The 26,612-nt window shown below is 64.8% G+C and carries 19 protein-coding genes and 1 pseudogene; 7 read left to right on the top strand and 13 right to left on the bottom strand.

The window, feature by feature from the left end; translation table 11 throughout:
* Positions 1-296: 296 nt before the first annotated feature.
* From JOZ76_RS24900 to JOZ76_RS24890, 3 genes and pseudogenes are all read right to left on the bottom strand, one after another.
* Positions 297-761: a carboxymuconolactone decarboxylase family protein gene (locus JOZ76_RS24900; protein WP_291703101.1), complete on the bottom strand. Its 465-nt coding sequence runs from the start codon at positions 759-761 to the stop codon at positions 297-299.
* A gap of 36 nt (positions 762-797) precedes the next feature.
* Positions 798-1,049 (bottom strand): annotated as a pseudogene (locus JOZ76_RS24895) (EmrB/QacA family drug resistance transporter); the annotation flags it as partial.
* A gap of 61 nt (positions 1,050-1,110) precedes the next feature.
* Positions 1,111-2,181, bottom strand: a complete 1,071-nt coding sequence (locus JOZ76_RS24890) for a peptidyl-alpha-hydroxyglycine alpha-amidating lyase family protein (RefSeq protein WP_291703100.1) — start codon at positions 2,179-2,181, stop codon at positions 1,111-1,113.
* 361 nt (positions 2,182-2,542) lie between these two features.
* Between JOZ76_RS24890 and JOZ76_RS24885 the strand changes: the two genes are divergently transcribed.
* Positions 2,543-4,006, top strand: a complete 1,464-nt coding sequence (locus JOZ76_RS24885) for a GH1 family beta-glucosidase (RefSeq protein WP_291703098.1) — start codon at positions 2,543-2,545, stop codon at positions 4,004-4,006.
* Positions 4,007-4,152: 146 nt separating this feature from the next.
* Positions 4,153-4,383, top strand: a complete 231-nt coding sequence (locus tag JOZ76_RS24880) for a hypothetical protein (protein WP_291703096.1) — start codon at positions 4,153-4,155, stop codon at positions 4,381-4,383.
* 94 nt (positions 4,384-4,477) lie between these two features.
* Here JOZ76_RS24880 and JOZ76_RS24875 read toward each other — a convergent pair whose 3' ends face one another.
* From JOZ76_RS24875 to JOZ76_RS24865, 3 genes are read right to left on the bottom strand one after another with little or no spacing between them, the layout of a single operon-like run.
* Complete coding sequence (locus JOZ76_RS24875) at positions 4,478-5,260, bottom strand: fumarylacetoacetate hydrolase family protein (RefSeq protein ID WP_291703090.1); 783 nt, start codon at positions 5,258-5,260, stop codon at positions 4,478-4,480.
* 8 nt (positions 5,261-5,268) lie between these two features.
* On the bottom strand, positions 5,269-6,636 hold the full coding sequence (locus JOZ76_RS24870) for an LLM class flavin-dependent oxidoreductase (protein WP_291703088.1): 1,368 nt from the start codon (positions 6,634-6,636) through the stop codon (positions 5,269-5,271).
* Positions 6,637-6,648: 12 nt separating this feature from the next.
* Positions 6,649-7,701, bottom strand: coding sequence for an Ldh family oxidoreductase (locus JOZ76_RS24865; protein WP_291703086.1), 1,053 nt, complete (start codon positions 7,699-7,701; stop codon positions 6,649-6,651).
* Between the two features lie 289 nt (positions 7,702-7,990).
* Between JOZ76_RS24865 and JOZ76_RS24860 the strand changes: the two genes are divergently transcribed.
* Positions 7,991-12,634 (top strand): bifunctional diguanylate cyclase/phosphodiesterase, encoded by a 4,644-nt coding sequence (locus JOZ76_RS24860; protein ID WP_291703084.1) that lies wholly within the window; start codon positions 7,991-7,993, stop codon positions 12,632-12,634.
* Positions 12,635-12,748: 114 nt separating this feature from the next.
* Here JOZ76_RS24860 and JOZ76_RS24855 read toward each other — a convergent pair whose 3' ends face one another.
* A complete protein-coding gene (locus JOZ76_RS24855) occupies positions 12,749-13,222 on the bottom strand; it encodes a cupin domain-containing protein (protein WP_291703078.1) in 474 nt (157 codons plus the stop codon).
* A 235-nt stretch (positions 13,223-13,457) separates the two neighbouring features.
* On the opposite strand from JOZ76_RS24855, the gene JOZ76_RS24850 reads away from it, so the two are divergent.
* On the top strand, positions 13,458-14,048 hold the full coding sequence (locus JOZ76_RS24850) for a 3-keto-disaccharide hydrolase (protein ID WP_291703076.1): 591 nt from the start codon (positions 13,458-13,460) through the stop codon (positions 14,046-14,048).
* 835 nt (positions 14,049-14,883) lie between these two features.
* Here the strand turns inward: JOZ76_RS24850 and JOZ76_RS24845 are convergent.
* The 4 genes from JOZ76_RS24845 to JOZ76_RS24830 form a co-directional block, all read right to left on the bottom strand.
* Entirely contained in the window at positions 14,884-15,798 is a 915-nt protein-coding gene (locus JOZ76_RS24845; RefSeq protein ID WP_291703074.1) for a WecB/TagA/CpsF family glycosyltransferase, read from the bottom strand.
* Positions 15,791-18,100, bottom strand: a complete 2,310-nt coding sequence (locus tag JOZ76_RS24840) for an exopolysaccharide transport family protein (protein WP_291703073.1) — start codon at positions 18,098-18,100, stop codon at positions 15,791-15,793. The genes JOZ76_RS24845 and JOZ76_RS24840 overlap by 8 nt, the downstream gene beginning before the upstream one ends.
* Before the next feature lie 104 nt (positions 18,101-18,204).
* Positions 18,205-19,647 carry a lipopolysaccharide biosynthesis protein gene (locus tag JOZ76_RS24835; RefSeq protein WP_291703071.1) on the bottom strand — a complete coding sequence of 481 codons (1,443 nt, stop codon included), beginning with the start codon at positions 19,645-19,647 and terminating at the stop codon, positions 18,205-18,207.
* On the bottom strand, positions 19,641-20,573 hold the full coding sequence (locus JOZ76_RS24830; protein WP_291703065.1) for a DUF6492 family protein: 933 nt from the start codon (positions 20,571-20,573) through the stop codon (positions 19,641-19,643). Before JOZ76_RS24830 ends, JOZ76_RS24835 begins: the two co-directional genes overlap by 7 nt.
* 467 nt (positions 20,574-21,040) lie before the next feature.
* On the opposite strand from JOZ76_RS24830, the gene JOZ76_RS24825 reads away from it, so the two are divergent.
* Entirely contained in the window at positions 21,041-22,066 is a 1,026-nt protein-coding gene (locus JOZ76_RS24825; protein WP_291703063.1) for a glycosyltransferase family 2 protein, read from the top strand.
* On the top strand, positions 22,063-23,376 hold the full coding sequence (locus JOZ76_RS24820; protein ID WP_291703061.1) for an O-antigen ligase family protein: 1,314 nt from the start codon (positions 22,063-22,065) through the stop codon (positions 23,374-23,376). Before JOZ76_RS24825 ends, JOZ76_RS24820 begins: the two co-directional genes overlap by 4 nt.
* Here JOZ76_RS24820 and JOZ76_RS24815 read toward each other — a convergent pair.
* Positions 23,315-24,469 carry a hypothetical protein gene (locus JOZ76_RS24815; protein WP_291703059.1) on the bottom strand — a complete coding sequence of 385 codons (1,155 nt, stop codon included), beginning with the start codon at positions 24,467-24,469 and terminating at the stop codon, positions 23,315-23,317. The genes JOZ76_RS24820 and JOZ76_RS24815 overlap by 62 nt on opposite strands.
* Positions 24,470-24,661: 192 nt before the next feature.
* Between JOZ76_RS24815 and JOZ76_RS24810 the strand changes: the two genes are divergently transcribed.
* The gene (locus tag JOZ76_RS24810; RefSeq protein WP_291703058.1) at positions 24,662-25,843 is read left to right on the top strand and encodes a GNAT family N-acetyltransferase; all 1,182 of its coding nucleotides are present in this window, start codon (positions 24,662-24,664) and stop codon (positions 25,841-25,843) included.
* Between the two features lie 59 nt (positions 25,844-25,902).
* Here the strand turns inward: JOZ76_RS24810 and wrbA are convergent, their stop codons facing one another.
* Positions 25,903-26,502 carry an NAD(P)H:quinone oxidoreductase gene (gene wrbA, locus JOZ76_RS24805; RefSeq protein ID WP_291703055.1) on the bottom strand — a complete coding sequence of 200 codons (600 nt, stop codon included), beginning with the start codon at positions 26,500-26,502 and terminating at the stop codon, positions 25,903-25,905.
* Positions 26,503-26,612: the final 110 nt, after the last annotated feature.

The following is a 26,612-nucleotide window of genomic DNA, read 5'->3' as shown; positions in this document are numbered from 1 at the left end:
ACCTGTGGTCCTACCCCCGAGCTTTCTACCCTATTGCTCGGGGCCCATGGGTGCGATCGGCACCCGGCTTTCCCTGCGCCCTCTGATCTCAGAGCGGCGAAACGAAATCCAAAGCTCGGACAACTCATGTCGCGAGAACGCGAACCTCTATCCCACTCTCAGCTGTCATCGCCCGGCTCGACCGGGCGATCCAGTACGCCGCGGCCTATCGGCTAAAGCACTGACGTCTCTGGAATACTGGATGCCCCGCTTTCCCGCGGCATGACAGCCTTCAACAAATGGCTCGCGCCTGAACTCTACGCCGCGCTGGCCGCCTTCGCCCGCACCGGCGGCACGGCGCGGAACGAGATCGCGAGCCGGTTCCAGGCGTTGATGGTTGCGATCAGCATGGTCAGGTTGACAGTCTCGGCGTCCGAAAAATGCTTGCGCACGTCCTGGTAGAGATCGTCCGGTGCGTGCGTGTCCGCGATCAGCGTCACTGCCTCGGTCCAGGCGAGCGCTGCGCGCTCGCGCCCGGAAAAGACAGGCGATTCCCGCCACGCGTTCAGGAGATAGAGCCGCTGCTCGGTTTCGCCATGCTTGCGCGCATCCTGGGTGTGCATGTTGATGCAGTAGGCGCAGCCGTTGATCTGCGAGGCGCGGGTCTTGACCAGCTCGATCAGCGACTGTTCGAGGCCGGATCCCTGGATTTGCGCTTCCAGCGCCGTCAAGGCCTTGATGGTGTCGGGGGCAGCTTGCATGAAATTCATTCGCGGGGTCATGGTCGTTCTCCTTGTTTGCTTGGGGACGTCGTAAGGTTAACGAGCGCCGCCGCTCGAAAGACGGTCGGGCTTCTTCAGGAGCAGCGACGCTATCAGCGCGACGCCGAGCAGATAGAAGGTGTCGCTGAACGCCAGGATGAAAGCCTGCTTCTGCACGATGTGACCGATTGCGACATAAGCGCGGTGGGCGGCGTCGGCACGGTCCAGCGCGCCGTGGTTCACGAAATATTGCGTGAGCGGTTCGAGGCGGGTCCGCGTGGCCTGTTCGAACAGCGACACCGACTGCATGCCCCCACCCCAGCCCTCCCCCGCAAGCGGGGGAGGGAGCGCACTGCGGTTGCGGCGACACCTACGGCTTCAACAGCAGCTTCTGCACCCGCCAGTTCAACAGCTCCGCGACATAGAGCACGTTCTCCGACGGGCACGCCATGGCGTGGATCCAGCCGAACTGCTTTGGCTGCTTGCCGGACTGGCCGAGCACGCCGAGCACCTTGCCGTCGAGCGAGAGCTTGTAGATGCGGCCCGGCCACGCATCGGATGAATACAGCACCTGGTTCGGCGGCGGCGTGATGCAGATCGCCCAGGGCGAGCCCGGCGCAAACGTGCCGCCCGCGACCATCGCCTCGTCCGGAATCTTTCCGATCGCGGGTTTGGCGTCCGGCGGCACCGGCACGTCGATCGTGAACTGGCGCAGAAAGTTGCCGTCACCGTCGAACACCTGGATGCGGTGGTTGCCGCGATCGGCGACATAGACATTGCCGTCGGCGTCGGTCGCGATCGAATGCGGTGTGTTGAACTGGCCCGGCCCCTTGCCGCGGTCGCCCCAGGATTTGAGCCAGTTGCCGTCCTTGTCGACCTTGGCAACGCGCGAATTGATGTAGCCGTCGCTGATGAAGGTGTTGCCGTTCCTGTCGAAGGCGACGTCGGTGACCTGGCGGAAGCGGCCGTCCTCGGCCGGCAGCGGCGGCTTTGGATGTTTCAGCGGCCCGGTCTCCTCGTCAGAGGCCTCCTGCTTGCGGCCGAACACCATCAGCACGCGGCCTTGAGGATCGAACTTGATCACCATGTCCGACCCCTTGTCGGTGACCCAGATGTTGTCCTCTCGGTCGACCTTCACGGTGTGCGCGAACGACCAGGCGTACAGGTTCTTGCCCATTTCGCCGATGAAGGCGCCGTTGCCGTTGAACTCCAGAAGCTGCGTAGCCGCTGCGGCGTACGCCGGCCCCGAGGTGTTGCCGCGCGACAGCACGAACACGTGTCCCTTGGAATTGACCGCAACGCCCGAGGCCTCGCCGAAATACATGTTGTGCGGCAGGCGGAGCGGATTGGGAACAGACTCGAAGGGAATGCTGGGCGGCGCCTGCTGCGCCAGGGCCGGCGACGTGATCAGCAGCAAAAGTGCGATCAGCCCTGGCTTCATGACTTCCTCCGCATCGGTTTTGTTGTTATGGGCCTTTGATGCTAGCGATAGAGTGCCAGGACGTCCATTGTCGCGCTTGCGCGACCGTTCCTCGTTCCGTGCATGGGCAAGCGCAAATTGTGGTCGGCTTAATCGCGCCAATCTTGTCTGCGAGGCAGAGGCAACGGCTTGATTGAGATGGAATATGGCCGGCCACACGATGCCGAGCAACACCGCCGCTGTCGGCTTTGCGAGCATGCTCGTCAGCGGTTCGGCCACGACCGCGGCCGAGGTCAATGTCGAGACGGCGCCGCCTATCAGATCGATTGCTACTGACCTATCGTTCATCCCGCGCTCCCGCGCGCGGTTCAAGAGGCATCCGATGTTTAAAAAAATTTCACGACGCGATCTCGCCGGATTGCTGGGCCTGTCTGCCTTGGGTCTCGCCGCGCCGGCCGGCGCGCAGCGCAGCGCGGCAAAGCCAGGTACCTACGTGCCTGCGAGCTTTCCAAAGGATTTTCTGTGGGGGACGGCGACATCGTCCTATCAGGTCGAAGGCGCCGTCGACGAGGACGGCCGCGGCCCGTCGATCTGGGACACCTTTGCGCATGCCGAGGGCAATATCGAGGATCGCAGCAACGGCGACATCGCCTGCGATCACTACCACCGCTACAAGGACGATGTCGGCCTGATCCGCGACCTCGGCGCAAAGGCCTATCGTTTTTCCATTGCCTGGCCGCGCGTGTTTCCGGACGGGATCGGAACGCCGAACCCGAAAGGGCTCGATTTCTACGATCGTCTCATCGACGAGCTGCTCAAGACCGGCATCGAGCCTTATGCCACGCTCTATCACTGGGACCTGCCGCAGGCGCTGCAGGAGCGCGTCGGCGGCTGGCTGTCGAGCGAGACCTCGCGCGCATTCGCCGACTATGCCGGCCATGTCGTCGCGCGCCTCGGCGATCGCGTCAGATCGTTCTTCACCGTGAACGAATGCGGCAGGTTCGTGCCCTTCGGCTATGGCCTCGGCATCGACGCGCCGGGCTTGAAACTGCCACAGGCTGAGGTGAACCAGGCGCGCCACCACGTCGCGCTCGCGCACGGGCTTGCCGTGCAGGCGATCCGCGCCCATGGCCGCGCCGGCACCCGTGTCGGTGTCGCCGAAAACATCACTTCCTGCGTGCCTGCGATCGACACAGAAGCCAACATCGAGGCTACTCGCGTTGCGACGCGCGAGCTGAATGCCGGTTTTCTGAACGTGATCCTCACCGGCGCGTACACCGACGGCTTTCTAAGATATGCCGGCGCGACCGCGCCGAAATTCACGGCCGAGGAGCTGAAGATCATCGCCACGCCGACCGACTTTCTCGGCCTCAACATCTATGCGCCCGGACATTACATCACGGCCTCCGACCGTCCGCCGGGTTTTGACGTTCTGCCCTTTCCGTCCACCTTTCCGCACATGAGTTCGGACTGGCTCAGGATCGCCCCGGAGACGATGTACTGGGCGCCGCGGCTTGCGGCAGAGATCTGGAACGTCGATGCGATCTATATCAGCGAGAACGGCACCTCCTCGATCGACAGGCGCGCGGGCGACGGGCAGGTCTACGACCTCGACCGCGTCATGTTCCTGCGCAACTACCTCGGCCAGCTGCAGCGCGCGATCGTCGGCGGCGTGCCGGTCAAGGGCTATTTCCTGTGGAGCCTGATGGACAATTTCGAGTGGATCTACGGCTACGGGAAGCGATTCGGGGTGTACTGGGTCGACTTCGAGACCCAGGCGCGCACGCCAAAACTCTCCGCATTCTTCTATCGTGACGTCATCGCGCGCAACGCGATCGGAGCGTGACGAACGGTGCGGCCACCCTGGTTCCCTGAACTGCTGTCGCGATTGTGACGGGATAACCGAAAATAGACACGCTGTGGCCGAATTGGGGCCAAGCCGGCCGTCCACGGTCCCGCCCCATGTTTCGCCACAGCGTGAGAGGGACGGCCTTGGCCTACAAGATGATCGCAGCGCGCGACAACCAGACTTTGACCCGCGAGAGAAGCAGTGCCTATATCGTGCTCGCGAACGCGCGGGCCTTGGCCAGCCAAGGCTGGCAGGTCAAGATCACCGATGGCGAGGGCAAGCAATTCGGACCCGCGGAGTTCGAGGATTTCGTCTCCGCCAAGCACAAGACGCCGGTGCGCGCGATCGCCGAGGCGCTGACCGCGCCGGTGTAGCTGCGGCGTTGTAGGGTGGGCAAAGCGCAGCGTGCCACCCGTTTTTGACGCGGCTCTTGATGGTGGGCACGGCGCAAGCGCGCTTTTGCCCACCCTACGCTTCTTCGCGCACAAAGCGGTTACGCAAGCTGCCGATGCCCGTGATCTCGATCTCGACGACGTCGCCGTGCTTGAGATCCGGCGAGGCGCCGTCGGTGCCCATCCAGATCACGTCACCGGGCCACAGCGTAAAATACTTCGTCAGTTCGACCAGGAACGGCACGACGCCGAAGATCATGTCGTTGGTGCGGAAGCGATAGGTCTCGCGGCCGTTGACGCGGATGATGGTCTGCATCTTCTCGAGATCGGCCGAGGTCTCGATCCATGGTCCCATTGGCTTGAAGGTGTCGGCGTTCTTGGAGCGCCACAGGCCGCGATCGGCCTTCTGCCAGGTTCGCTCCGAGACGTCGTTGCCGATGGTGTAGCCGAACACGCAGTCCATCGCGTTGTCGGGCGTCAGATGCTTGACCTTCCTGCCGATGACGACGACCAGCTCACCTTCGTAGTGGATTTTCTCGGTGGCAAATTCCGGGATCACCACCTCCTCGTCATGGGCGATCAGCGCGTTCTGCGCGCGGTAGCCGACCTCGGGCCGGTCGGGCACGGCCGGCACTTCGCCGCGCCGGTCGGCGGCCTCCTTGAGATGTTTGAAGTAGTTCAGCCCGACGCAATAGAAGGTGCGAGGAATGAGCGGCAGCTCGATCTTGACATCATTGAGCGCGTACAGCTGCGCGGTGCGCCTGTAGTCACTGAGATCACCATCAATGGTGATCACACGATCGCCCTCGACAAGGCCCCAGGACGTCTTGCCCTCGGTGGTGAATTTCAGCCAGCGCATGCCATCTCCTATTCCGCCGCTGCTGCGCGAGCAGTTTTCCATGCGCCGACTGCCGGCCGTTTCAGCCCCAGATTCTCGCGCAAGGTTTTGCCCGCGTACTCGTCGTGAAACAGCCCGCGGCGCTGCAGTTCCGGCACGACATGGCGGACGAAGTCGGCATAGGAGCCCGGCACATAGGTCGCCGCGACGACGAAGCCATCGCAGCCGCGGCCCACAAACATCTCTTCCAGTCTGTCAGCGATCTCTTTCGGCCCCCCGACCACGGCATCCTGGGTCTGGCCGCGGCCGGAGAAAGTGATGAAATCGCGCGTCGTCGGATTGGTCTTGCCGGAGCTGCGCAGCACGCCGTCGCGGATGCCGAGCATGCCCTGCATGCCCGCAAGCTCCTCGGTGGTGAGCGGCTCGTCGATATTTTTGGCGGCGAAATCGAAATTCAGTCCCTCCGCGAGCAGCGACAGCGCATCGATCTCGAGCGGAAGTTTTTCGATCAGCGCCATCCGGTCCTCGGCTTCCGCCTTGGTCGCGGCGCAGACCGGCGTCATCAGGTTGCACAAGAACATCTGGTCGGGATCGCGCCCGGCCTTGGCCGCCTCGCCCCGGATCGCATCGTAGCCCTGTTTCGCACTGGCAAGATTGCGCGCGGCGGTAAAGATCACCTCGCCCCAGCGGCCGGCAAAACGCTGGCCGCGGCCGGACGCGCCGGCCTGGATCACCACGGGATGGCCCTGCGGTGAGCGCGGCACCGTGAACGGTCCGCGCGACTTGAAGAAAGGGCCGGCATGGTCGAGCCGCCTGACTTTGCTCGGGTCGGCGAAGCGCCCGCTGGTCTTGTCGATGATGACGGCGCCATCGTCCCAGGCGTCCCAATGGCCGAGCACGACCTCCATGAACTCGTCGGCACGGTCGTAGCGCAGGTCATGGGCGAGGTGACTCTCTTTTCCCATGTTGAGCGCTTCGCCGTCATTGACCGAGGTCACGACGTTCCACGCGGCGCGACCGCCGGTCATCAGGTCGAGCGTCGCAAAGCGCCGCGCCACGTCGAACGGCTCAAAATAGGTGGTCGAGCAGGTCGAGGCGAGCCCGAGCTTTTCGGTGACCATGCCCATCGTGGTCAGCACGATGATCGGATCCATCTTCACGCAGCGGATGCCGTATTCCACCGTGTGTGCGTGATCGTTGCCGTAGCGGTCCGGCATCGCGAGGCGATCGTCGAAGAACGCCATGTGGAATTTTCCAGCTTCCAGGATCCGGGCGATCTCCTGGTAATAGTCGGCCGACATGGAATCGTCGCGCGAGGCCGGATGCCGCCACGAGCTCGGCAGGTTGGTGCAGTTCTGGGCCTGCAGGAAGCCGACCAGGGCCATCTGCCGTGTCATGCCATCCTCCCGTCACGCAAGATCGAGCTCGGCCGCGAGCTTGAACTCGGCCGCGAGCGCGGAAAACCTTTCCCAGGTCGCGTCCTCGATCGCGATGCCGTCGCGCCGCCGCTGCTGCTCGCGCATATATTCCAGCTCGCCCGGATAGAACACGCCGCTTGATCCTTCCGATGGCGGCGTCGATTTGAGATAATGCGCGAAATCTCTGACCTCGCGCCTGAAATCGGCGAGCGGCCGAAATGCCGCGACGTTGAACACGGCCATGAAGCATCCGTCATTGTGCCGCCCTGTGGGTTCGACGCCAAAACCGAGGCCTGTCAAAAGCCCGCACAGCACTTCAACCATTGCGGCAAGGCCCGAGCCCTTGAAGCCTTCGCTGCCGCCGAGCGGCAGCAGCGCACCACCCTTGCGATAGTCGCGCGGATCGGTGCTAGCGCGTCCCTCGGCGTCGATGATCCAGCCCTTCGGGATGCTTTCGCCACGCGCGACCGCGAGCTGGATCTTTCCGGCCGCCACCGCCGAGGTCGCCATGTCGAGATAGAACGGCGCTTCGAGGTCGGAAGGCACCGCGATCGCGATCGGATTGGTGCCGAGCCGCGCCTCGCGCCCGCCGAACGGGGCGACGTGTTTTGGCGAGCGGCCGGAATCGGCGGTGGCCAGCGCGATCATGCCCTCGCGCGCCGCCATCAAGGGGTAGGTCGCGAGCCGGCCGACATGGCTTTGCCGGAACACGGTGCAGGCCGCGAGATTGGCGCTCCTCGCCTTCTCGATCGTCAGCGCCATCGCCTTCGCATTGACGTGGAAGCCAAACCCCCAATGGCCGTCGATCACGGCGGTGGTCGGCGATTCCTGCACGATCTCCCATTTTGCGCCGGGCACGATATGGCCGCACCTGATGCGGTCGATATAGGTCGGGATCGCAATGACGCCGTGGGAATCATGGCCGGCGAGATTGGCCGCGACGCAGCCGTTCGCGACGGCGCTGGCTTCCTCATCCGATGCGCCCGCCGCTTTCAGCAGCGCGACGCCGATGCGGGTGAGGCGATCGGCCGTGACGATCGGCATGGGGTTTCCTCAGGGATGTCCGCGCGGAGGCGGATCTTGCTTGACCATTAACCATGGTTGCAAAGCCGGCCCGCGATGGCAATCACCGAAAAGACCGCGCAGGCCTGCAGAATTTCGGGGACCGTCCGACGCGCCGCCGCGCCATGATTAACTTTCGGTTTCGCGGGACAAATTGTTCGCCCGCCATTTACTTTGAATCATGGTTTAGGACCCGCCCTAACGCCCATTTAGGTCTCCACGGCGCATAAATCGCCCCCGGAAGGCAAGAACTGCCGGGAGTTTTAGGATCTTGGAGACCAATCTCGCATGGACCTTCGCGGCGCTGAGTGCGACCAACGAAGCGATCCTGTACGCCAAGTCACCGGATGAATTATATGCCAAAGTCTGCGAAGCTGCGTTTTCCAGCGGCGACTTTCTGGCGACGTCGATCTTTTTGCTCGAGCCTGCGACCGGCCTGCTCCGCTTTGCCGCCGGATTCGGCGAGGATGTTCCGAGACTTCGCAGCGTCGACATTTCGATCCTAGCCGGCACGCCGGAGGGGGCCGGCGTTTGCGGCCGCGCCTTCCGCGACAGGAAGCCCTGCGTCATCAACGATTATCTCAACGACCCAAGTTCGCTCGCCTGGCGCACAGGGGCTGCGAAGGCGCGCGTTGGCGCTGCCGCGGCGCTGCCGCTGGTCTGCCGCGGCGAAGCGGTCGGCGTGCTGATGGTCACGAGGCGCGAGGTCGGTTCGCTCACCGCCCACCTGGTGTCGCTGCTGCAGCGCATGGCGGAAAACGTCTCGTTTGCGCTCGACAATTTCGCGCGCGAGGAGGAACGCGCGCGCATTGCCCGCGAGGAAGAGCGGCTGGCGCGGATGTTCGCGGCGCTCAGCGCCACGAACGAGGCGATCATGCGCGCGAAGTCGCGCAATGAATTGTTCGACCTGGTCTGCGAGGCCGCCGTGGTCGGTGGCGACTTCACCTCGACCGCGGTCGCGCTGCAGCGGCCGGGCGCCGACTTCCTGGACAATGTCGCATCCGCCGGCCCGGACCGCGAGCGGGCGCTGCGCGTCAGGCTGTCGGCCCGCGCGGATCTTCCCGAAGGCCAGGGCCTCACTGGACGCGCGTTCCGTTCGCGAAAGCCCTGTGTCAGCAACGACTATATCGCCACCTTCGGCGAAGCAGGTCATTTCTCCAAGGTCGTGCGCGAGAGCGGCACGCGATCGGGGGCCGCGCTGCCGCTCCTGCAAAACGGCGAGCCGATCGGCGCGCTGGTGTTCCTGTCGCGCGAGCTCGACGCCTTCGGCCCCGAACTGATCAAGCTGTTGCAACGGCTCGCCGACAACGTCTCCTTCGCACTGGAGAATTTCGACCGCGCCGAGGAGAAGGCCAGGGCCGACCGCGACAAGGAGCGCGTCAGCCGCATGTTCGCGGCGCTCGGCGCCACCAACGAAGCCATCATGCGCGCACGCTCGCGGCAAGAGCTGTACGAACTGGTGTGCGAGGCCGCCGTGGTCGGCGGCGATTTCTCGTCCACCGCAATCGCGCTGCTGCGCGACGATTCCTTTTTCCTGGAAAACGTCGCCTCCGCCGGTCCCGACCGCGAACGGGCCATGACGGTGCGGTTGTCGGCCCTCGAGGAACTGCCCGAGGGGCAAGGTTTTGCAGGGCGGGCGCTGCGCTCGCGGCAACCCTGCATCAGCAACGATTATCAGCGCGATTTCGGCAGCACGGGTCCCCTGTTCAAGGCCGCCCACGAGGCGGGAATCCGCTCCGGGGCCGCGTTGCCGCTGATGAAGAACGGCAACACGATCGGCGTGCTCCGTTTCCTGTCGAGCGAGCGCGACGTGTTCAGCTTGGAACTGATCGAGCTGTTGCAGCGCCTTGCGGAGAATGTCTCCTTTGCGCTGGTCAATTTCGACCGTGCCGAGGAGAAGGCCAGGGCCGACCAGCAGAAAGAGCGGCTCGCGCGCATGTTCGCGGCGCTGTCGGCGACCAACGAGGCCATCATGCGCGCCTCCTCGCGCGCGGAGCTGTTCGAGCTCGTTTGCGAGGCGGCCGTGGTCGGCGGTGGTTTTACCTCCACGACCATCTCGCTGCAGCGGCCTGGCGCGGAATTTCTGGAACATGTCGCCTCCGCTGGCCCTGATCGCGACCGTGTCATGCAGATCCGCGTCTCGACCGATGCGTCGCGTCCCGGAGGGCAGGGCATCACCGGCATCGCATTCCGGACCCGACAGCCGCGCATTTCAAACGACTACATCGCCGAATTCGGCACGAACTGGCACTTCTACAAGGATGTCAAAGGCAAGAACCGATCGGCCGCAGCCTTTCCGCTGCTCCAGAGCGGGGACGCGATCGGAGTCCTGGTCTTTCTGTCCGACGAGGTCAATACGTTCAGCCCGGAATTGATCGGACTGCTGAAGCGTCTCGCAGAGAATCTTTCTTTCGCGCTCGACAATTTCGACCGCGCCGAGGCGAAGGCGAGCGCCGACCGGCAGCAGGAACGGTTGGCGCGGATGTTCGCGGCGCTCAGCGCCACCAACGAGGCGATCATGCGCGCGAAATCGCGCCAAGAGCTGTTCAAGCTGGTCTGCGAGGCCGCCGTGGTCGGCGGCGACTTCACCTCGACCGCGGTCGTGCTGGAGAAACCGGGCGAAGAGTTTTTGGAAATCGTCGCCTCCGCGGGTCCGCGTGGCGATCAGACCAGGCAAACACGGTTATCGGCGGATGCGAATGCGCCGGAAGGACGCGGTATCACAGGAACCGCGATCCGCACGCTGCTTCCTTGCATCTCCAACGACTATAAGCGGGATTTTCGGAATACCGGCGCCCTGCTCGAGGCGGCGCGGCGCGACGGCGTCCGTTCCGGCGCCTCCTTTCCGCTGCTGAAGGACGGCGGGGCGATCGGCGCGCTCAGGTTCTTGTCGCATGAGCTCAACGTGTTCAGCGTCGAACTGATCGGGCTCTTGCAGCGGCTTGCCGAAAACGTCTCCTTTGCGCTCGACAATTTCGATCGCGCCGAGGCTAAGGCGAAAGCCGATGAGCAGAAAGAGCGGCTGGCGCGCATGTTCGCGGCGCTGTCCGCGACCAACGAGGCAATCCTGCGAGCCAAGTCGCGCGAGGAGATGTTCGACCTGGTTTGCCAGGGGGCCGCAAGCGGCGGAAAATTCACCTCGATCGTGATCGCTCTGGCAAGGCCCGGCAGTGATTTTCTCGATACTGTCGCCGCCGGCGGCCCGGTCGCGGAGTTCTCTCTCAAGGTGCAACTGTCCACCAATGAGGCCCATCCGGGGGGCCGCGGTCTCAGCGGCCGGGCGTTCCGCTCCGGGCAGGCATGCATCAGCAACGATTATCTCGCCGACCAGAGTATGCAGGCGTTGCATGCCCGTATCCGTGAGGACGGTGCAAATTCCGGCGCGGCCTTTCCGCTGCTCGTGAACGGGCAGGTCGTCGGGATCATGCTGTTCATCGCGACCGAGAAGGGAATATTTACCAGGGACTTCGCCGAGCTCTTGCAGCGGCTCGCCGACAACGTGTCCTTTGCGCTGGAGAATTTCGATCGCGTCGACCAGAAGAGCAAGGCCGATGAGCGCATCGAATATCTCGCCTCCCATGACAGCCTGACCGATCTGCCGAACCGGGAAATGTTCAATGAGATGCTGCGCCATGCGATCGAAGTGGCGTCCCGGCACGAGCGGCAGTTCGCGCTCCTGTTCATCGATCTCGACCGTTTCAAGGTCATCAACGATTCGCTCGGCCATGATGCCGGCGACGCGCTTCTGGTCGAAGTGGCCAAACGGCTGCGCACGGTGCTGCGCGCGAGCGACGTCGTGGCCCGGCTCGGCGGTGACGAATTCGTCGTGCTGCTGGAGGAATGCGGCGAAGTCGCCGACGTCGAGCGGATCGCTACCAGCCTGCTCGCCGGGCTGAGCCGGCCGGTGCTGCTGAACGGTCATGAGTGCCACACCACGGCTTCGATCGGGATCGCGATGTATCCGTCGAACGGCACCGACGCCCAGGCGCTCACCAAAAATGCCGACATGGCAATGTATCTCGCCAAGGACGACGGCAAGAATGCCTTCCGCTTCTTCTCCACGGAGGTCAAGACTCAGTCGATCGAACGCCTGACGCTGGAGACGGCGCTGCGCCGCGCGGTGGAGCGCGAGCAGCTGTCGCTGCACTATCAGCCCAAGATCGACATGGAGACCCGGCAGATCACCGGCGTCGAAGCGCTGCTGCGCTGGACCCATCCCGAGCTCGGCATGATCCCGCCGATGAAATTCATTCCGCTCGCCGAGGAGACCGGGCTGATCGTGCCGATCGGCCGCTGGGTGCTCCGCGAAGCCTGCGCCCAGAACATGGCCTGGCAGCGCCGGGGCCTCCGGCCAGTCTCGATGGCGGTCAACCTGTCGCCACGGCAGTTCGCCGACGATCGCCTGTTGCAGGACATCGACGAGGCGCTGATTGCCAGCGGCATGTCGCCGACGCTGCTGCAGCTCGAGGTCACCGAAAGCATGGTGATGGGCAATGTCCCGCGCGCGGTCAAGGTGCTCACTGCAGTCCAGAGCCGCGGCATCCGCCTTGCGATCGACGATTTCGGCACCGGCTATTCGTCGATGTCGCTGATGAAGCATTTTCCGATCGACACCATCAAGATCGACCGCTCTTTCGTCAGCGATCTGCACGACGACACCGAGGATCAGGCGATCGCCCAGGCGATCATCAACATGGGCAAGGCGCTCGGCATGACAGTGGTCGCCGAAGGCGTGGAGAATGCCGAGCAGGAGGCATTTCTGCGCAGCCATGCCTGCGACGAGATGCAGGGTTTTCTGTTCTCAAAACCGCTGCCGGCCAGAGAGCTCGCCGAGCTGTTGAAGCCGCAAGCCTTGGCTGCCTCGCCACCGCTGCAGCCCGAGGCGGGCGCTCAGAAGAACCGCGCCCGCGCCTGAGCCGCGTGGCGCGGGCTGTTCGCCAGAGATCAAGTCGAGCCGTGACCAGGATGTCCCTGCGCTCCCCCCGCTTGCGGGGAGGGCGAACTGCATGCGCGGAAGCATCATGCCAAGCTACTTTTCTTCGGCAACGGCCGTCGATGTTGCCGGTCCCTCGCCCATGATCAGCAGCACGGCATCCTCGTCCTTGGCGCCGTCCCAATGCACCTGTTTGCCGAAATGAGTGACGAAACTCCCCGCCGGCATCGGCACGGTGCCGTGCTCGGGATCGAACCTTGCGCCGGAGCCGACCCACCAGGTGCCCTGCAGCACGACGATGTAGCGATCATTGGGATGGAAATGCGGGTGGCTGAAATGGTTACCCTTGGTCCATTTGGTGTAGACCATGTAGAAGCCTGGCTTGTTCGGATCGCCGACCACGACGGCGTTTTGAGCGCCGCGCGCATCGACGCTGCTCCAGGGAATCTGATCGGGCAATTTGTAGATCACGGCGGCAGGATTGAGCTCGGCGGCGGAGCCGATGCTCAGGCTCGCGGCAAGCGCGAGCGGCAGTGCGAGGGTGCGGACGAGCCGGGTGCTTTTCGTCATTGTTCCTTCCTGATGATGGGTTTTGAGGTTGCGCTCTGCAAAACCCAGGCTAGCTCCACTTATTCCTTGCCCGCAAGGTTGCACGAGCATGATCCGGAAAAGTGTGCAGCGGATACCAGAAAGGATCATGCTCAAACTATGCGCCGCGCACGCAACCGCAGCATCGAAATGCATTTACGCCGCAACGCGCGGCCACTAGGTTGCGCCCAACCAAAGGCGCTCAGGGAGGACACTCATGAAACGATTTACGACGCTCGCGGCTGCGGCGCTGATCGCCGCTCAACATGCCGGTCTGGCGTTCGGCGAGGACGGCTGGGTCACGTTGATGGACCAGACTGGGAAGGGGGAGTGGGGCGAGGTCGGCAAAGCCAACTGGGCGTTCAAGAACGGTCTGCTCGTCGCCGACAAGCTCGACGGCAAGGATCTCGCCTATCTCGTCAGCAAGACCTCCTACAAGGATTTCCAGATCCACGCCGAGTTCTGGGTCGACGACGAGGCCAACAGCGGCATCTTCATCCGCTGTGAGCAGTCGGAGAAGATCGACGGCAAGACCTGTTACGAGGTCAACATCTTCGACAAGCGCCCCGATCCAAGCTACGGCACCGGTGCGATCGTCGACACCGCCAAGGTCGATCCGATGCCGAAGGCGGCCGGCAAGTGGAACACCTATGAGATCACCGCGCAAGGACCGCATCTCACCGTCGTGCTCAACGGGCAGAAGACCGCCGACGTACAGGACTCAAAACACCTGAATGCCGGACCGATCGCCCTGCAATACGGCTCCGGCGTGGTAAAATTCCGCAAGGTTCAGATCAAGCCGCTCTAGCGCGGCCAGCGTTGCAGCATGTTCGCTGCCTGTTTGGATCGGTAGGGTGGGCAGAGCGCAGCGTGCCCACCATGTCAGATTGCGGAAAGATGGTGGGCATGGCGCGAGCGCGCCTTTGCCAACCCTAAAAGCTGCAGGCAATTCGTGCATGTGTGTCATGCGTAAACTGCCCGTCGTGCCAAATTGTCGCAGCGGGCGTGTTCTGATTTACAGAAATATGCTTGACGCCGACCCCAAATCAGAGGCATGATCCGCCCGTCCCGCCTCGCTCGAAGAGGGGCGTTTCGGCCGATCGTCACGATACGTGGAGCGCGGGATGCGGTGGACGCGATGATGTCGCGGCGCGCTCTTGCGCGCAGACGACCGATGCCAACGCGGACGGCGAAGTCGTGTGGTCCTGACGCCCCGACGCTGGTGTCAAGCTCGCGAGATGATCGCGAGCGACGGGGGCAAAAAAGCCCGGTTCCCCGGGGAGAGCACGAAGGACACCGTTAAAACCATCGCGCAGGGAATGCCGGGATGATTTGGCTGAACCTGTGGTGACTGCCGCCTGCGTTTTTTGCTTGCAGGCGGGCCATGGGCGAGGCCGTCGCCCGGCATTCCCTGCGCCCTCTTCTCATTCGGAGGGCCGTTCGCTCGACAGCTCGGACGCAATTCGCGCCGCGAGAATGCGGACTCACACCCTCTGTTCTCTGACATGTTGAAGCCGGAATTGGAAGCGCGTCATTGCGAGGCGCGTCCGCGCCGACGTAATCCAGACTTTCTCCTGGGAGAGATTTCTGAATCGTTTCGCTTCGCTCGCAATGACGAATTTTCGAGCCCCAGCTTGCGCGGCTCAAAGCCTGTGGTTATGCGTCCCCGCTCTCGCGGGGACGAGGTTAGCGTGTGGACGTGCCGAGTCTCGAACCTGAGCGCGCCCCGCAAACGCGACTGTGCTCGCGCGACCGCGGCCCGCATCGCCGCTCCTGCTGAGCAACAGATACAGCGCGCGCGGATTGGTGGTGAGATAGCGCCAGAACAGGCGGCGCGGTTCGGTCAACACGCGCCAGGTCCATTCGAGCCCGGCGTGCTGCATCCAGCGCGGTGCCCGGCTGCGGCTGCCGGAGAGATGGTTGAACAGGCCGCCGACCGTCTTGATGACGCCAACATTGCGAAGCTGCGGCGTGAACTGCTCGACAAAGGCCTGCTCATAGGGCACGCCGAGTCCGACCCAGAGATAGTCCGGCGCGAGTTTGTTGATCTCCTCGATTTTGGCGCTGAGCCTCTCGCCGCGCAGATAGCCGTGGCAGGCGCCGGCGATCCTGAGGCCCGGATAAATCCTGCTGATATTGGCGACGGCGGCCGCGTTCTCCCGCTCATCCGCGCCGAACAGATAGAAGGAGAGGCCGGCGAGTTGCGCCTTGCGCGCGACCACATGGAACAGGTCGGTGGTCGCCACGCGCTGCGGCAGGGGGGTTCGCGACAGCAGGCGCGAGATTATCACCAGCGGCTGGCCGTCGGCGCTGATCAGGTCGGCGGTACGGAACAGCCGCTCGGTGAGCGGTTCGGTCGCGCAGCGCGACAGCACCTCGCCATTGGCCGATGTCAGATAGAGCGGACGCGCGGCGCGATGCTGCGGCGCCGCCGCCGCGATCATGAAATTCGCGGTCTGTTCCATGTCGAGCACGGCGAGCCGCAATCCACCCAGCGTGACCCGGGGGATGCCGGCAGTCAGCGTTCGCCCAAGGAGATTTTGCCGGCGCTCAGGCATATTGCCTGCCTTGCTCCTGCACCGTCGCAGCGCCGAGCTCGTTCAGGACGACGCCAGCCAGCCGGTCCTGCGCAGGTCCGAGCGCTGCGATGATCTCCTCCATGCTCTCGTTGATGCCGAGGCGCAGCGGAAGCACGGCGACCAGCACATCGGCCGCGTCCAGCAGGTGGAGATCGGCCACGTCCCACGGCATCGCGGGGCCATCGAGGATCACGACATCGAAGTCGCTGGCCGAACGCGCCCGCGCCAGCGCCTTGCGCACGGCATCGGCGGCCTCGCCGTTGTGTCCCTTGAGCGCGGGCAGGATGGAAATCCCGTTCGCGGTCTGAATCGCGCGCGAGGCGTGGCCGGCGATGCTGAGCCGGCCGAGCCGGTGAGGCTCGAGTTTGCCCAGCCGGCCGAGCCGCCGCGACAGCGAGCCAGTGTCGGGGTCGGCGTCGATCAGCAGGACTTTTGCGCCATCGCGCACGCATCCGAGTGCGATATTGAGCGCGGCGATGCTGCGGTCGTCGTTCCCGGCGGCATCGCCGATCACGGCCACGACCGGTACGGTGTTGGATGACGCGCGTCGCGGCAATCTTGCGCGGATGCCGCGCACGCCATCGAGGAACGCCGACGGCGCCGTGCCGTTGCGCAGGATCGGCCAGCCAAGGCGCGTCACGTCGGCGGCTGCCGAGGTCGCGAGGATGCCGCCCAGCGTGCGCAGGATGTCGCTCTCCTGCAGGCGAACGATGACGGGCTTTTCGGCCGGTGCGACGGGCACCGCGGTGCTGGTCGCTGCTTCGGCAACTGCGCCGGGCACCGGGACGGGTGATGCGGCTTCGGCCGGCTGCGCGGGCGCGGCCGCGCGCGGCTTGCGCCCCTCGCCCCGGGGCCCCGGCTCCGGCGCCTGTCCTGGCAAGCGGTCGACAGCGACGGCGAGGCCGCCGGCGGCAAGCGCGCCGAACAGGAAGCCGATCATGGCTAAGAGGCTCACGGCCGGCGGGAACGAGCGCCGCTGCGGAACGGTGGCCTCGCCGATGATCCGCGCGGCCGAGGTGTTGAGGCTTTCCTGCTCCTCGGTCTCGCGCGAGCGCTTGAGGAAGGACTGGTAGACATCGCGGCTCGCCTCGACGTCGCGTTCGATTTCGCGCAGCCGCACCGACGCCTGGCTCATCTCGACGCTTTGCCGCTTCTGTGTCTCCAGCGCCTTGTTCAGCAACGCCTCGTAATCGCGGGCGCGGATCAGGTCGTTCTTGGCTGATTGCGCAAACCGGTCGATCTCCTCGCCGATGGTGCGGCGGAGATCATCGACCTGTTTTTCGGTCTGGCGCAGCGCGGGATGCCGCGGGCCGAGTTCGGCGGTCAGCTCGGCAAGGCGCTTGCGGGCCTCCGCGTACTGGGCGCGCAGATTGGCGATGGTCGGCGACTGCAGCGCCTCGGCAATCGCGCCGGCATCAGCGGAGCCGCGGCGGGTCGCCTCGATCTGGTCGTAGCGCGCCTTCGCGTCCATGGTCTGCGCCCGCGCCGCGGCAAGGCGCTGGTTGGAGGCGGACAGCTGCTGATCGCTGATCAGCGTGTCCTGGGTGCCGACGAAATTGTTCTGCGCCTTGTAGGTCGCAAGCGTGGTCTCGGCATCGCGCAGGCGGAGCTGCAGCTCCTTCAGGCGGCCGGAGAGATCGCTGGTGGCGCGGCGCGCCGCGTTCGCCTGCGAGGCGTGGGACTCGGCAAGGTAGGTGCTCGCAATGGCGTTGGCGAGCGCCGCCGCCTTGGCCGGCTCGTTCGACCACACCTCGACATCGACCACGAAACTGCGCTCGGTCTTGCGGATCGTGATGTGCCGGTTCAGCGCCTCCAGCGCCGCGGTCGCGGCCAGCGTGGCGTCGCCGTGCAGCTCGACCCCGGCGAGGCCGACGAGCCTCGCAAGGAGACCCCTGGCGTTGCCGCCGAACTCCGGATCGGCATCCAGGTGCTGCTCCTTGATCACCTGCAACAGCACGCTGCTCGAGGTCATCAGCCGCGCCTGGCTGTCCACCACCATGGCAAGCCCGGACACGTCCTGCGCGCGCGGGGTGAGTTCGCGGTCGACCAGCTGCAATTCGCGCGGATCGACATACAGCTCGGCGGTGGCGGTGAAGCGCGGCGTCAGGCTCTTGCCGGCGGCAACCGCGATCAGCGCGCAGATCAGCGCGCCCGATGCGATCATGATGCGCCGCCGGCACAGCAGGCGGCCGAGTTGCAGCAGGTCGACGTCGCCCTGCGGGGCGGACGGTGTCGCTCCGTTCAGCTCGCGCCGAGCTATCGGCTGGTCATAGGCAAGCATGGTCCTCAGCCTCCGTTCGAACCGCCGCACGCGCCGGCTGAGGGTTTACGCTTCGTCGCCTTGAAACGCCGGAGATCAGGCGGCAGTGTCATGTTCATGGAGCATCATCCGATATCAGGATTGACGAACTTGGTTCGGAACAGCGCAACGCCACTCTTCAGGCGGGTTCTGCCCCGTGCGATGTCCAGCAGCCAGTACATGGCGCCGCAAGCAAGAATCCCCGCGCTGACCAGCACGAGACATGCGATGGCATCGGTTGCGCGCAGGCCGCGGTCGAGGGCGGCCACCAACAGCGCCATCACGAGTCCCGCGATCGTCACGAGCGCGAGCCGGGGGACCGGCACCGGAATCGGGAAGGCCAAGCGGCTCAGGAGCAGCGCGCAGACAAAGCCGATCACGTCGGCGCCAAGCCGCGCCCACGCGGCGCCGACCGTGCCGAAATGGCCGACCAGCAGATAGGACAGGGTCGCGTTCGCGGTGATGATGGTCGCGGTATTGATCAGGTAGAAGGAGTTGCGGCGCGACAGCAGGAAGCTCGCATGCAGATATTGCTGGGTCATGATCTGAAACAGCACGGCGAACGCCACGATCGGCATGACCTGTGCGGCGAGCAGGCGAAAATCGGGGCCGAGGACGAGATTGGCGACGTGCGGCGCGATGATCGCGAAGCCAAGGCATCCCGGCAAGATGATGGCAAACAGCAACTCGGCGCAGTCGGCAAGGTGGGCGCTGACCGCCGCATTGCCCTGAGCGGCATGAATACGCATCGCAAGCGGGAAGAACGCTGCCGCGGCGCTCAGTGCCGGCATCATCAGGGTCTGCCGGACCAGGTCGAGGGCCGCGACATATTGGCCGGCATCGGCGGTGCCGACCAGACTGGCGATCACGAAGCGGTCGGTCACGCTGGCGATGGCCAACAGGGTCAGTGACAGCGTCAGCGGCAGGCCGCTTCTCGCGGCTGCGATAAGTTTGGCGAGATCGAACGTGACGGTCACGCCACCCCATGCCGTGCGGGTCTGGACCAGCACTGCGAGCAGATAGGCTGCAGCCGAGGCCGTGAGCAGGAGAGGTCCCGTCGGGTGGAGGAAGGCGATGGCGACGCCGAGCGCGAGCAGCGCGACGGCGCGGACCAGCATTGCTCTCATGACCGCGAGCGCCTCGAGACGGGCTCGCAGCAGATCCTGGGTCAGCTCGAACAGGCCGATCGAAACTGCGAGGGCGATCGCAGCGAGCGCGGAGGGCCGATCGAGACCGAGCAGCTGGCCCAGCCGGAACGCAACGGGGACCGCGAGACCGCAGATGGCATATCCGGCCAGAACGACACCGCGGATATCGGCGCCGTCATCGCGCGCGTGCCCGCTCAGGATCAGGTTGCGGAACCAGCCGACCAGGAAGACGCTGCTGACGGCGGCGAGACCCGTGCCAAGCAGGTAGGCGCCATAATCGTGCGCCGAAAACAGCCGCGTGAAGATCGACACGCTCAATAGTCCCAGCAGCGCCGAACCGACGTTGGCGATGAGATTGATGCTCGCTTGCCGGATCAGCATGGCGTCGCAAGCTCCGCGGGAGGGGATGCGCTTGCGGAACGAGCAAGCCGTCGCTCGTGCCCGACAAGCGCGGTTCGGATCGCATCCACTGCTGTGCCGGAAAACGACGCAATGGAGAACGCAACGGCGTTCTTGTCGGCCCGTCGCAGCAGGTCCGTCAGCTCGTCCCGACCCAGCGTCGGTGCGTCCCAGTAGCTCGCGCAGGGCGTGCCGCCGACACGAATATGTCGCGTCGACAGGCCCGCGGTGGTTTGTGCGAAGATGCCGTAGAGCATGTATTCGGAGAACTCGCGCGTCCGGCAGAGCGCCTCGATCCACCCGCGGCCGGTGGTCGTCTCGATGCGCGCAGCCAGCGCTCGGACGGTGTCCTGGTCCCACAGAATGACATGGCCGATGAAATCCTCCGCCGGAAGTTCTGCAGCCGGCAGGCCCAGTAGCTGGTGGCTGGTTTGGATCCAGCGCGCATGACAGGGGGTGGTCGCGCTGACCTCGTTCGTCCTCGCCAGCAGCGGAATTGGCCTCGGATGGGCGAACCGTGAGAGATCGAAATCGCGAAAGAACACAATATCCGAGTCGAGGATGCAATAACGCTGCTCCGGCAGCGCGATGGCGGCGGCAATCTTGAGGATCTGCTGGATGTGCCAGCCATTCACCGGCTTCGCGCGCCACGACCACCAGAACTGGCGCCGGTTGCGACGGATGAAGGACGGCAGCGGCCGCAGCCAGTCAGGCAGGAAATGCGAGGCCGCCAGCACGACGCGTCGCTTGCTCGTAAACGGGGCGAACAAAGCGAGGTCGGCGTCAGGGACCAGCAGATAGTGGGTCGAAGCCGCGGAGAGATGGCGGTCCACGCTCTCGCAAAGCAAGGCGCAGCGATCCAGATCGCGTCGATAGGTCGGCGTTAGCAACGCGATAGGCTTCATCATTGTGGTCGCTTGGGATTGCAAATGGATGCTCGGCAATGCGAGACGTGACGTGCTTGCGGTCGAGACAGCAAGATCGGTGCCGGACCCGTAAAAACACGGTTCGCTGATCTGGGAATGGTTAACGCGCTGCGCGGTTGCAGGTTGTCGGACACGCAATGAACGTGAGTGCACAACCGAGACGCTTATCGCGGGTCGTAAGACCCGTTTTGGCACAGCGGAGCCGCTCGCCATGTCTGCATTTGAGACAGCGGGCGCCTCGCCTTCACGTGCTGTGGCGTCGCGATGTAGAGGCGAGCGTGTCCACGCTCGGCTTTACCATGGCGCGGCGTTTCTCTCGATGCACCCTCATCCTGGACTGGATATTGCAGAACGGACTGTCCGGGCGACGTCCTGTCAGACGGATGTTGGATGGTGGGACGTCCCGCTGCGGAACACTCTTTTGTCGGCGATTTGATTGACGTGATGATATGAACCTGGTTTGGCAGGATTTGAGCGCCGCGAATGATGTCACGTGTTCGCCGATGCATCCGATCGCGGCAGCGTCGCCTGTGCTCGATCCGACGATCGGCATCGTCGTTTGCATTCCGAGCTATCGTCGTGCGCAGCTGTTGCGGATGACGCTGCGCTCGCTCGCGGGCCAGCGTACCCGCCGCCGCTTTGCCGTCGTGGTTGTCGAGAACGATGCCGCCGAGCGGACCAGCGTTGCTGTCGCCTCGGATGTCCTGCGGCTCCAAGACTTGATGGGCCTGTGCGTGGTCGAGCCGCGGCAGGGCAACTGCCACGCCATCAACGCGGCGTTCGAGATGGCCCTCGCGGCGTTCCCGCAAGCCGCCCATTTCCTGATGATCGATGACGACGAGGTCGCCTCCCCCGACTGGCTGGAACGGATGCTTCGTGCCGCCGAAACCAGTGGCGCCGACATCGTCGGCGGACCGGTGTGGGCAAAATTTGACGAGGACGAGAAGCGCGGGCTGCGGGATCATCCGGCGTTTCGTCCGGCCTACGATGCGAGCGGTCCGGTGCCGATGATCTATGGCTGTGGCAACTGCCTGATCCGGCGTCACGTCTTCACGCGTCTTGGGCTTCCGGCGTTCGATCTGCGGTTCAATTTCCTCGGCGGGGGCGATACTGATTTCTTCGCCCGCTGCCGCGCAGCGGGAATGAGATTCTACTGGGCTGCGGACGCCGTCATCACCGAGAGCGTCCCGCGCAGCCGGACCAGTCCAGCCTGGCTCGCGCTGCGCGGCTTGCGCATCGGGGCCATCAACTATCACGTCCAACGCAGGCTTGCCGATGATGTCGGATCGCAGCTTCGCCTGATCGCCAAGCTCGTGGCGCTGCTCCCATTCTCGCTGTTTCGTGCCATGTGTCTCGCGCTGACCAGTCGCAAGGCGCTGATCGCGCTGCATCCGATCATTGTCGCCACCGGCAGCGCGCTGGCGGCGTTTGGATTCGAGCCGCAGCCGTACAAGGCCTCGAAGATCATATCATGAGCCAGTTCGTCACCACACAGGACCTGCGCGTCATCGCCGGCGGATTGCGGCGCCAGCAGGTCATGGACATCGTCCGCGGCCTCGCCTTCATCGGCGCGCTGCTGCTGGCCTGGATCTCGCTGCATCCCTTTGCCGACCTCGGCCGCCAGCAGTTCAAGGTTCCGATCGCCGGCAACGAGACAATGACCTATCTCTCGTTCGGCTGCATGGGCGTTCTCATGCTTGCGCTTGCGCTGCGCGACGATTGGCGCGGCCTCGCCAGTCTCGTCAATCCGGCCTTCATCCTGTTCGGCGCTTGGCTGATCGCGACGGTCGTCCTGTCGCAGGACTTTTCGACATCGGTACGCCGCCTCGCGCTGACCGCCTGTGTCATCGCAGTGACGGCGACCATGATGCTGTTGCCGAAGACGCAGAACGAGCTGATGCGTTATTTCAGCATTGCCGCCCTGGTGCTGCTCGGCGCCTGCTATCTTGGCGTCGTACTGGTGCCGCATCTGTCGATCCATCTCGCCACCGATGCCCAGGAATGGCATCTCGCCGGCGCCTGGCGCGGCGTGTTCGGGCACAAGAACGTGGCCGCCGCCATCATGGCGATGCTGGTCTTCATCGGCATCTACACCTGCCGCTCCGGCGCCTGGCTGAGCGGGGGCGCGACGACGGCGCTTGCCCTGCTGTTCTTGCTGAAAACCGGAGGGAAGAGTTCCCTCGCCCTGACCGTTGTCGTGCTGATGGTGTCTTTCCTCACGATGATCCTCCGGCCGTTTTGGTTGCGGGCCGCCATGCTCCTCACGCCGCTCGCTCTGCTCAATCTTCTGTCCATCGGCACGGTCATGAGCGAGGGCCTCGCCGAGATTGCGAAGGCCCTGCCGCTCGATACCAGCTTCACCGGACGTACCGACATCTGGACGTTTGCACTGCAGTCGCTGCAGTCGCGTCTCCTGACCGGGTACGGCTTCGCCGCCTTCTGGGGCACCGAGGCGATCCGCGATCTGCCGGACGGAAACGAATGGGCTGAAACCGCGGCGCATAGCCACAACGGCTATCTCGATGCGGCGCTCGGGACGGGCCTGCCGGGCCTGGCGCTGCTCATCCTCGTGCTGGTCATCGTGCCGCTCCGGAATTTTCAGCGCGCCGACCGTGCCGGCAATGGCGGCCCGCTCCTCCTGCTGCTGCTGCAGCTCTGGGTGTTCGGCCTCTATCTGTCGTCATTGGAAAGCTTCTTCCTCGATCGTGCCGATCCGCTCTGGTTCACGTTCTTGCTGGCGGTGTTTGGCCTGCACTATTTGGCGCGATTTCGCCTGAAGGCCTGAGCGCAAACTGCGCCCGGATGACGCGCGCCACGTCGGCCCACCACCCGTCGAAATCGAACGGCATGTGCGCCGCGGGCCGGTCGAGCGCGGCCATGATCGCATCGGCATAGGCGGCCTCATTGGCGCCGCGCGCGACCAGCGTGATGGTGCCGTGCTCGATCAGGGCTCGGAAGCGCGGATGATGGTCGAACTCGCCGTCCTCGGCCGGGCCGGTCACGATCACCGGGCGAGCGGACTGCACGCAGGCCAGAATGCTGGAGCGTCGCGCGCTCAGGCCTTCGTCGAGCGGATAGCAGAACGCGTCGATCAGGCTGAACAAACCGAACACCTCATGATCCGAAGCGACAAAACCCGAGACGAGGACCGCGTCGCGGATGCCGAGCAGTTCGGCGCGGGCATAAAACTCCTCCTTGGTCCGGTCCATGCCGCGGATGAAGGAGCCGACATAAAGGATCAGCGGCCTCATGCCGCGCGCGGCGAGCACGGCGCCGATGCCGAGCAGCGCGTTCGGCTGCTTGCCGGGATAGATCGACCCGAAATGACCGATGATGAGCTGCCCGTCCGTGCGGGCCCGGGCGAGACGGTGATACAACCGGGACTCCGTAATCCCTGCGGGCGCCTCGATGTTGGGCGGCAGCGGCGCGAGGATGCATTTGCGCGCGGTCCGGCCGACGATCGGGTCGGCAGCGAGTTGCCGCTGCAACAGCGGGGAAAACATCACGATAATGTCGGCGAGCAGCAGCGCGGGCATGTAGGCGAGGCGACGCAGCCAGTGCAGCCCGGCCCATTCATGCTGGAGCAAAATGACACGTCGGCCGCGCAGGCGCGCGATGGCGAGTGCGAGCAGCGGGGCGATGATGAGGCGCTTCCAGGCCACGATCGGAAAGTTGCAGACGATGTTCTGCGCCGATCCCACGGCCCGCCAGATCTCGGCCGCCGTGCCATCCTCGCGCGTCAGCGAAAACGTCGTCGTGGTGCCCGGGGCAAGCCGCTCGATCGTCTCGGCGAGACGGCGCGTGAACTGGCCGACGCCGCACTGCATCTGCGCGCCCGCGTCGAGGAAAAGCACGTGATGTGCGGGGCCTGACCTCATGGTAAGCGCCTGACAATCTCTGCGTTAGCCATACACGGCACTGATTAGCGACCGGTCAACGGTCCCACGGTAGGACGGCACCCCTCTTGCCAGACAGAACGACGTCAGGCGCCGTTCGTCCCAGATCGGGACAGCGGCGGATGGTCTTCGCGCCTGAGAGGAATGGCCAGAAAGGGCGCGGCGAGGGTTAGCATGACCATATTGTCGGCAAGAGATCTGAAGGCCGATGTGAAGGCGACCGGCGGGCCACGGGCGGCCCGGTTTCGCGTCGAATTGGTCAGGGATTGGCGGCAGGCCACCTCGCGCTGGACCGTTGAAAGCGCGGGGACGCCGTTCCAGGACACCCGTTGGATCAGCGCCTGGTACGACGCCTTCGGTGAAAGGGGGACGCTCGAGCCGCTGATCGCGCTCGTGCTGGACGCGGCGACCTCGGAGCCGATCGCGCTGCTGCCGCTGGTGCGGCGGTCGCAGAGCGGCATCCGCATCGTCGAATTTGCCGACCTCGGCCTCACCGACTATAACGCGCCGCTGCTCGCACGCGGAGCGCCGGACGATCCTGCCGGCATGGCCGCACTCTGCCGCGCGCTCATATCGGCATTGCGCCGCCTGCCGGGCGGGGCCGATCTGCTGCGGCTGCAAAAAATGCCGTCCGAACTGGGCGGCCATCCCAATCCTTTCGCCTCGCCCGGCCGTGCCGGCTCGTGTTCGCTGAATGGCAACCTGATCGACCTCGGCGACGACATCGACTCCTACCGCGCCGCGATCAAACGCATGCAGCTGCCACGGAGCTGGCGCGTGTTCAGCCGATATCCGGGCGCAGCCTTCCGCATCGTCGCCAGTCCGGCCGAAGCGCTGGCGCTGCTGGCAACCACCGACGCTCAGCAGGAGGCGCGGATGCGCAGCCTTGGCCTCGAATTCAATCTCGACAGCGGCCCGCGCGCAAAATTCTACCGCGAGCTCATCGGCAATGGGCTTGGCGACGGCTACGTCGTGGTCGCGGCGTTGACCTGCGACGAGGCCACCGTTGCGACTGCGCTCGGCATCCGGCGTGACAACACCTTCATCTTCCTGCGGATCAGCAATGCGGGGGAGCGCTGGTCGCATTGCTCGCCGAGCCGCCTGATCATCGAGCGCTCCATCGATGCGCTGTCCGCACAGGGGATCACGCAGTTCGATCTCTCGATCGGCAACTACGCCTTCAAGCGCCGTTTCGGCGCCAGCCCCATTCCGCTGACCGATGTGAGCCTGCTGCTCGGCTGGCGCGGCCTGCCGCTGCTGCTGCGCGATTGCGCGGCGCAATGGATCCGCCGCTATCCGGCACTGTCGGAGCGCGTCGGCCGCTTGCTTGGCAAGCGAGCCGCGCACGAGCTTTGAGCCGATAGCGGCGGCATTCGCATCGGAGAATGCCGCCCCTCTCGCATCAGCCATGACGCTCAGCCGTGCAGCTTTTTGGCTGTCTCCGCGATCACGCGGCCCTGATAGCGCGCGCCGGCGAGCTCGTTCGCGCTGGGCTGCCGCGAGCCGTCGCCGCCGGTGATGGTGGTCGCGCCATAGGGCGAGCCGCCGGTGATCTCGTCGAGCTTCATCTGTCCGGCAAAGCCGTAGTTGAGCCCGACCACCGTCATGCCGAAATGCAGGAGGTTGGTGATGATGGAGAACAGCGTGGTCTCCTGGCCGCCATGCTGGGTCGCGGTCGAGGAGAAGGCGCCGCCGACCTTGCCGTGCAGCGCGCCCTTGGCCCAGAGGCCGCCGGCCTGATCCAGAAAGTTCGCCATCTGCGACGACATCCGGCCGAAGCGCGTGCCGGTGCCGACGATGATCGCATCGTAATTCGCCAGCTCGTCGATGGTGGCGACCGGCGCGGCCTGGTCGAGCTTGTAGTACGAGGCCTTGGCGATTTCGGGCGGCACGAGCTCCGGGACACGCTTGATGTCGACGCTGGCGCCGGCCTCGCGGGCGCCTTCAGCCACCGCGTTGGCCATCGCCTCGATGTGGCCGTAGGCGGAGTAATAGAGGACAAGAACTTTAGCCATGATTGCTCTCCTTTGAGTGATTTTGGAATGCCCGATTGTCTCAGTCGTCATGGCCGGGCTTGTCCCGGCCATCCACGTATTGGCGATGAAGGAAAGACGTGGATGCCCGG

The sequence above is a fragment of the Bradyrhizobium sp. genome (assembly GCF_019244115.1).
Taxonomy (GTDB): Bacteria; Pseudomonadota; Alphaproteobacteria; order Rhizobiales; family Xanthobacteraceae; genus Bradyrhizobium.
This window is presented reverse-complemented; position numbering and strand designations above follow the sequence as displayed.

Coding starts and splice junctions, on each gene's coding strand:
- JOZ76_RS24900 (WP_291703101.1), bottom strand. CDS start 761: ATGACCCCGCGAATGAATTTCATGCAAGCTGCCCCCGACACCATCAAG.
- JOZ76_RS24890 (WP_291703100.1), bottom strand. CDS start 2,181: ATGAAGCCAGGGCTGATCGCACTTTTGCTGCTGATCACGTCGCCGGCC.
- JOZ76_RS24885 (WP_291703098.1), top strand. CDS start 2,543: ATGTTTAAAAAAATTTCACGACGCGATCTCGCCGGATTGCTGGGCCTG.
- JOZ76_RS24875 (WP_291703090.1), bottom strand. CDS start 5,260: ATGCGCTGGCTGAAATTCACCACCGAGGGCAAGACGTCCTGGGGCCTT.
- JOZ76_RS24870 (WP_291703088.1), bottom strand. CDS start 6,636: ATGACACGGCAGATGGCCCTGGTCGGCTTCCTGCAGGCCCAGAACTGC.
- JOZ76_RS24865 (WP_291703086.1), bottom strand. CDS start 7,701: ATGCCGATCGTCACGGCCGATCGCCTCACCCGCATCGGCGTCGCGCTG.
- JOZ76_RS24855 (WP_291703078.1), bottom strand. CDS start 13,222: ATGACGAAAAGCACCCGGCTCGTCCGCACCCTCGCACTGCCGCTCGCG.
- JOZ76_RS24850 (WP_291703076.1), top strand. CDS start 13,458: ATGAAACGATTTACGACGCTCGCGGCTGCGGCGCTGATCGCCGCTCAA.
- JOZ76_RS24845 (WP_291703074.1), bottom strand. CDS start 15,798: ATGCCTGAGCGCCGGCAAAATCTCCTTGGGCGAACGCTGACTGCCGGC.
- JOZ76_RS24840 (WP_291703073.1), bottom strand. CDS start 18,100: ATGCTTGCCTATGACCAGCCGATAGCTCGGCGCGAGCTGAACGGAGCG.
- JOZ76_RS24835 (WP_291703071.1), bottom strand. CDS start 19,647: ATGCTGATCCGGCAAGCGAGCATCAATCTCATCGCCAACGTCGGTTCG.
- JOZ76_RS24830 (WP_291703065.1), bottom strand. CDS start 20,573: ATGATGAAGCCTATCGCGTTGCTAACGCCGACCTATCGACGCGATCTG.
- JOZ76_RS24825 (WP_291703063.1), top strand. CDS start 21,041: ATGAACCTGGTTTGGCAGGATTTGAGCGCCGCGAATGATGTCACGTGT.
- JOZ76_RS24820 (WP_291703061.1), top strand. CDS start 22,063: ATGAGCCAGTTCGTCACCACACAGGACCTGCGCGTCATCGCCGGCGGA.
- JOZ76_RS24815 (WP_291703059.1), bottom strand. CDS start 24,469: ATGAGGTCAGGCCCCGCACATCACGTGCTTTTCCTCGACGCGGGCGCG.
- JOZ76_RS24810 (WP_291703058.1), top strand. CDS start 24,662: ATGACCATATTGTCGGCAAGAGATCTGAAGGCCGATGTGAAGGCGACC.
- wrbA (WP_291703055.1), bottom strand. CDS start 26,502: ATGGCTAAAGTTCTTGTCCTCTATTACTCCGCCTACGGCCACATCGAG.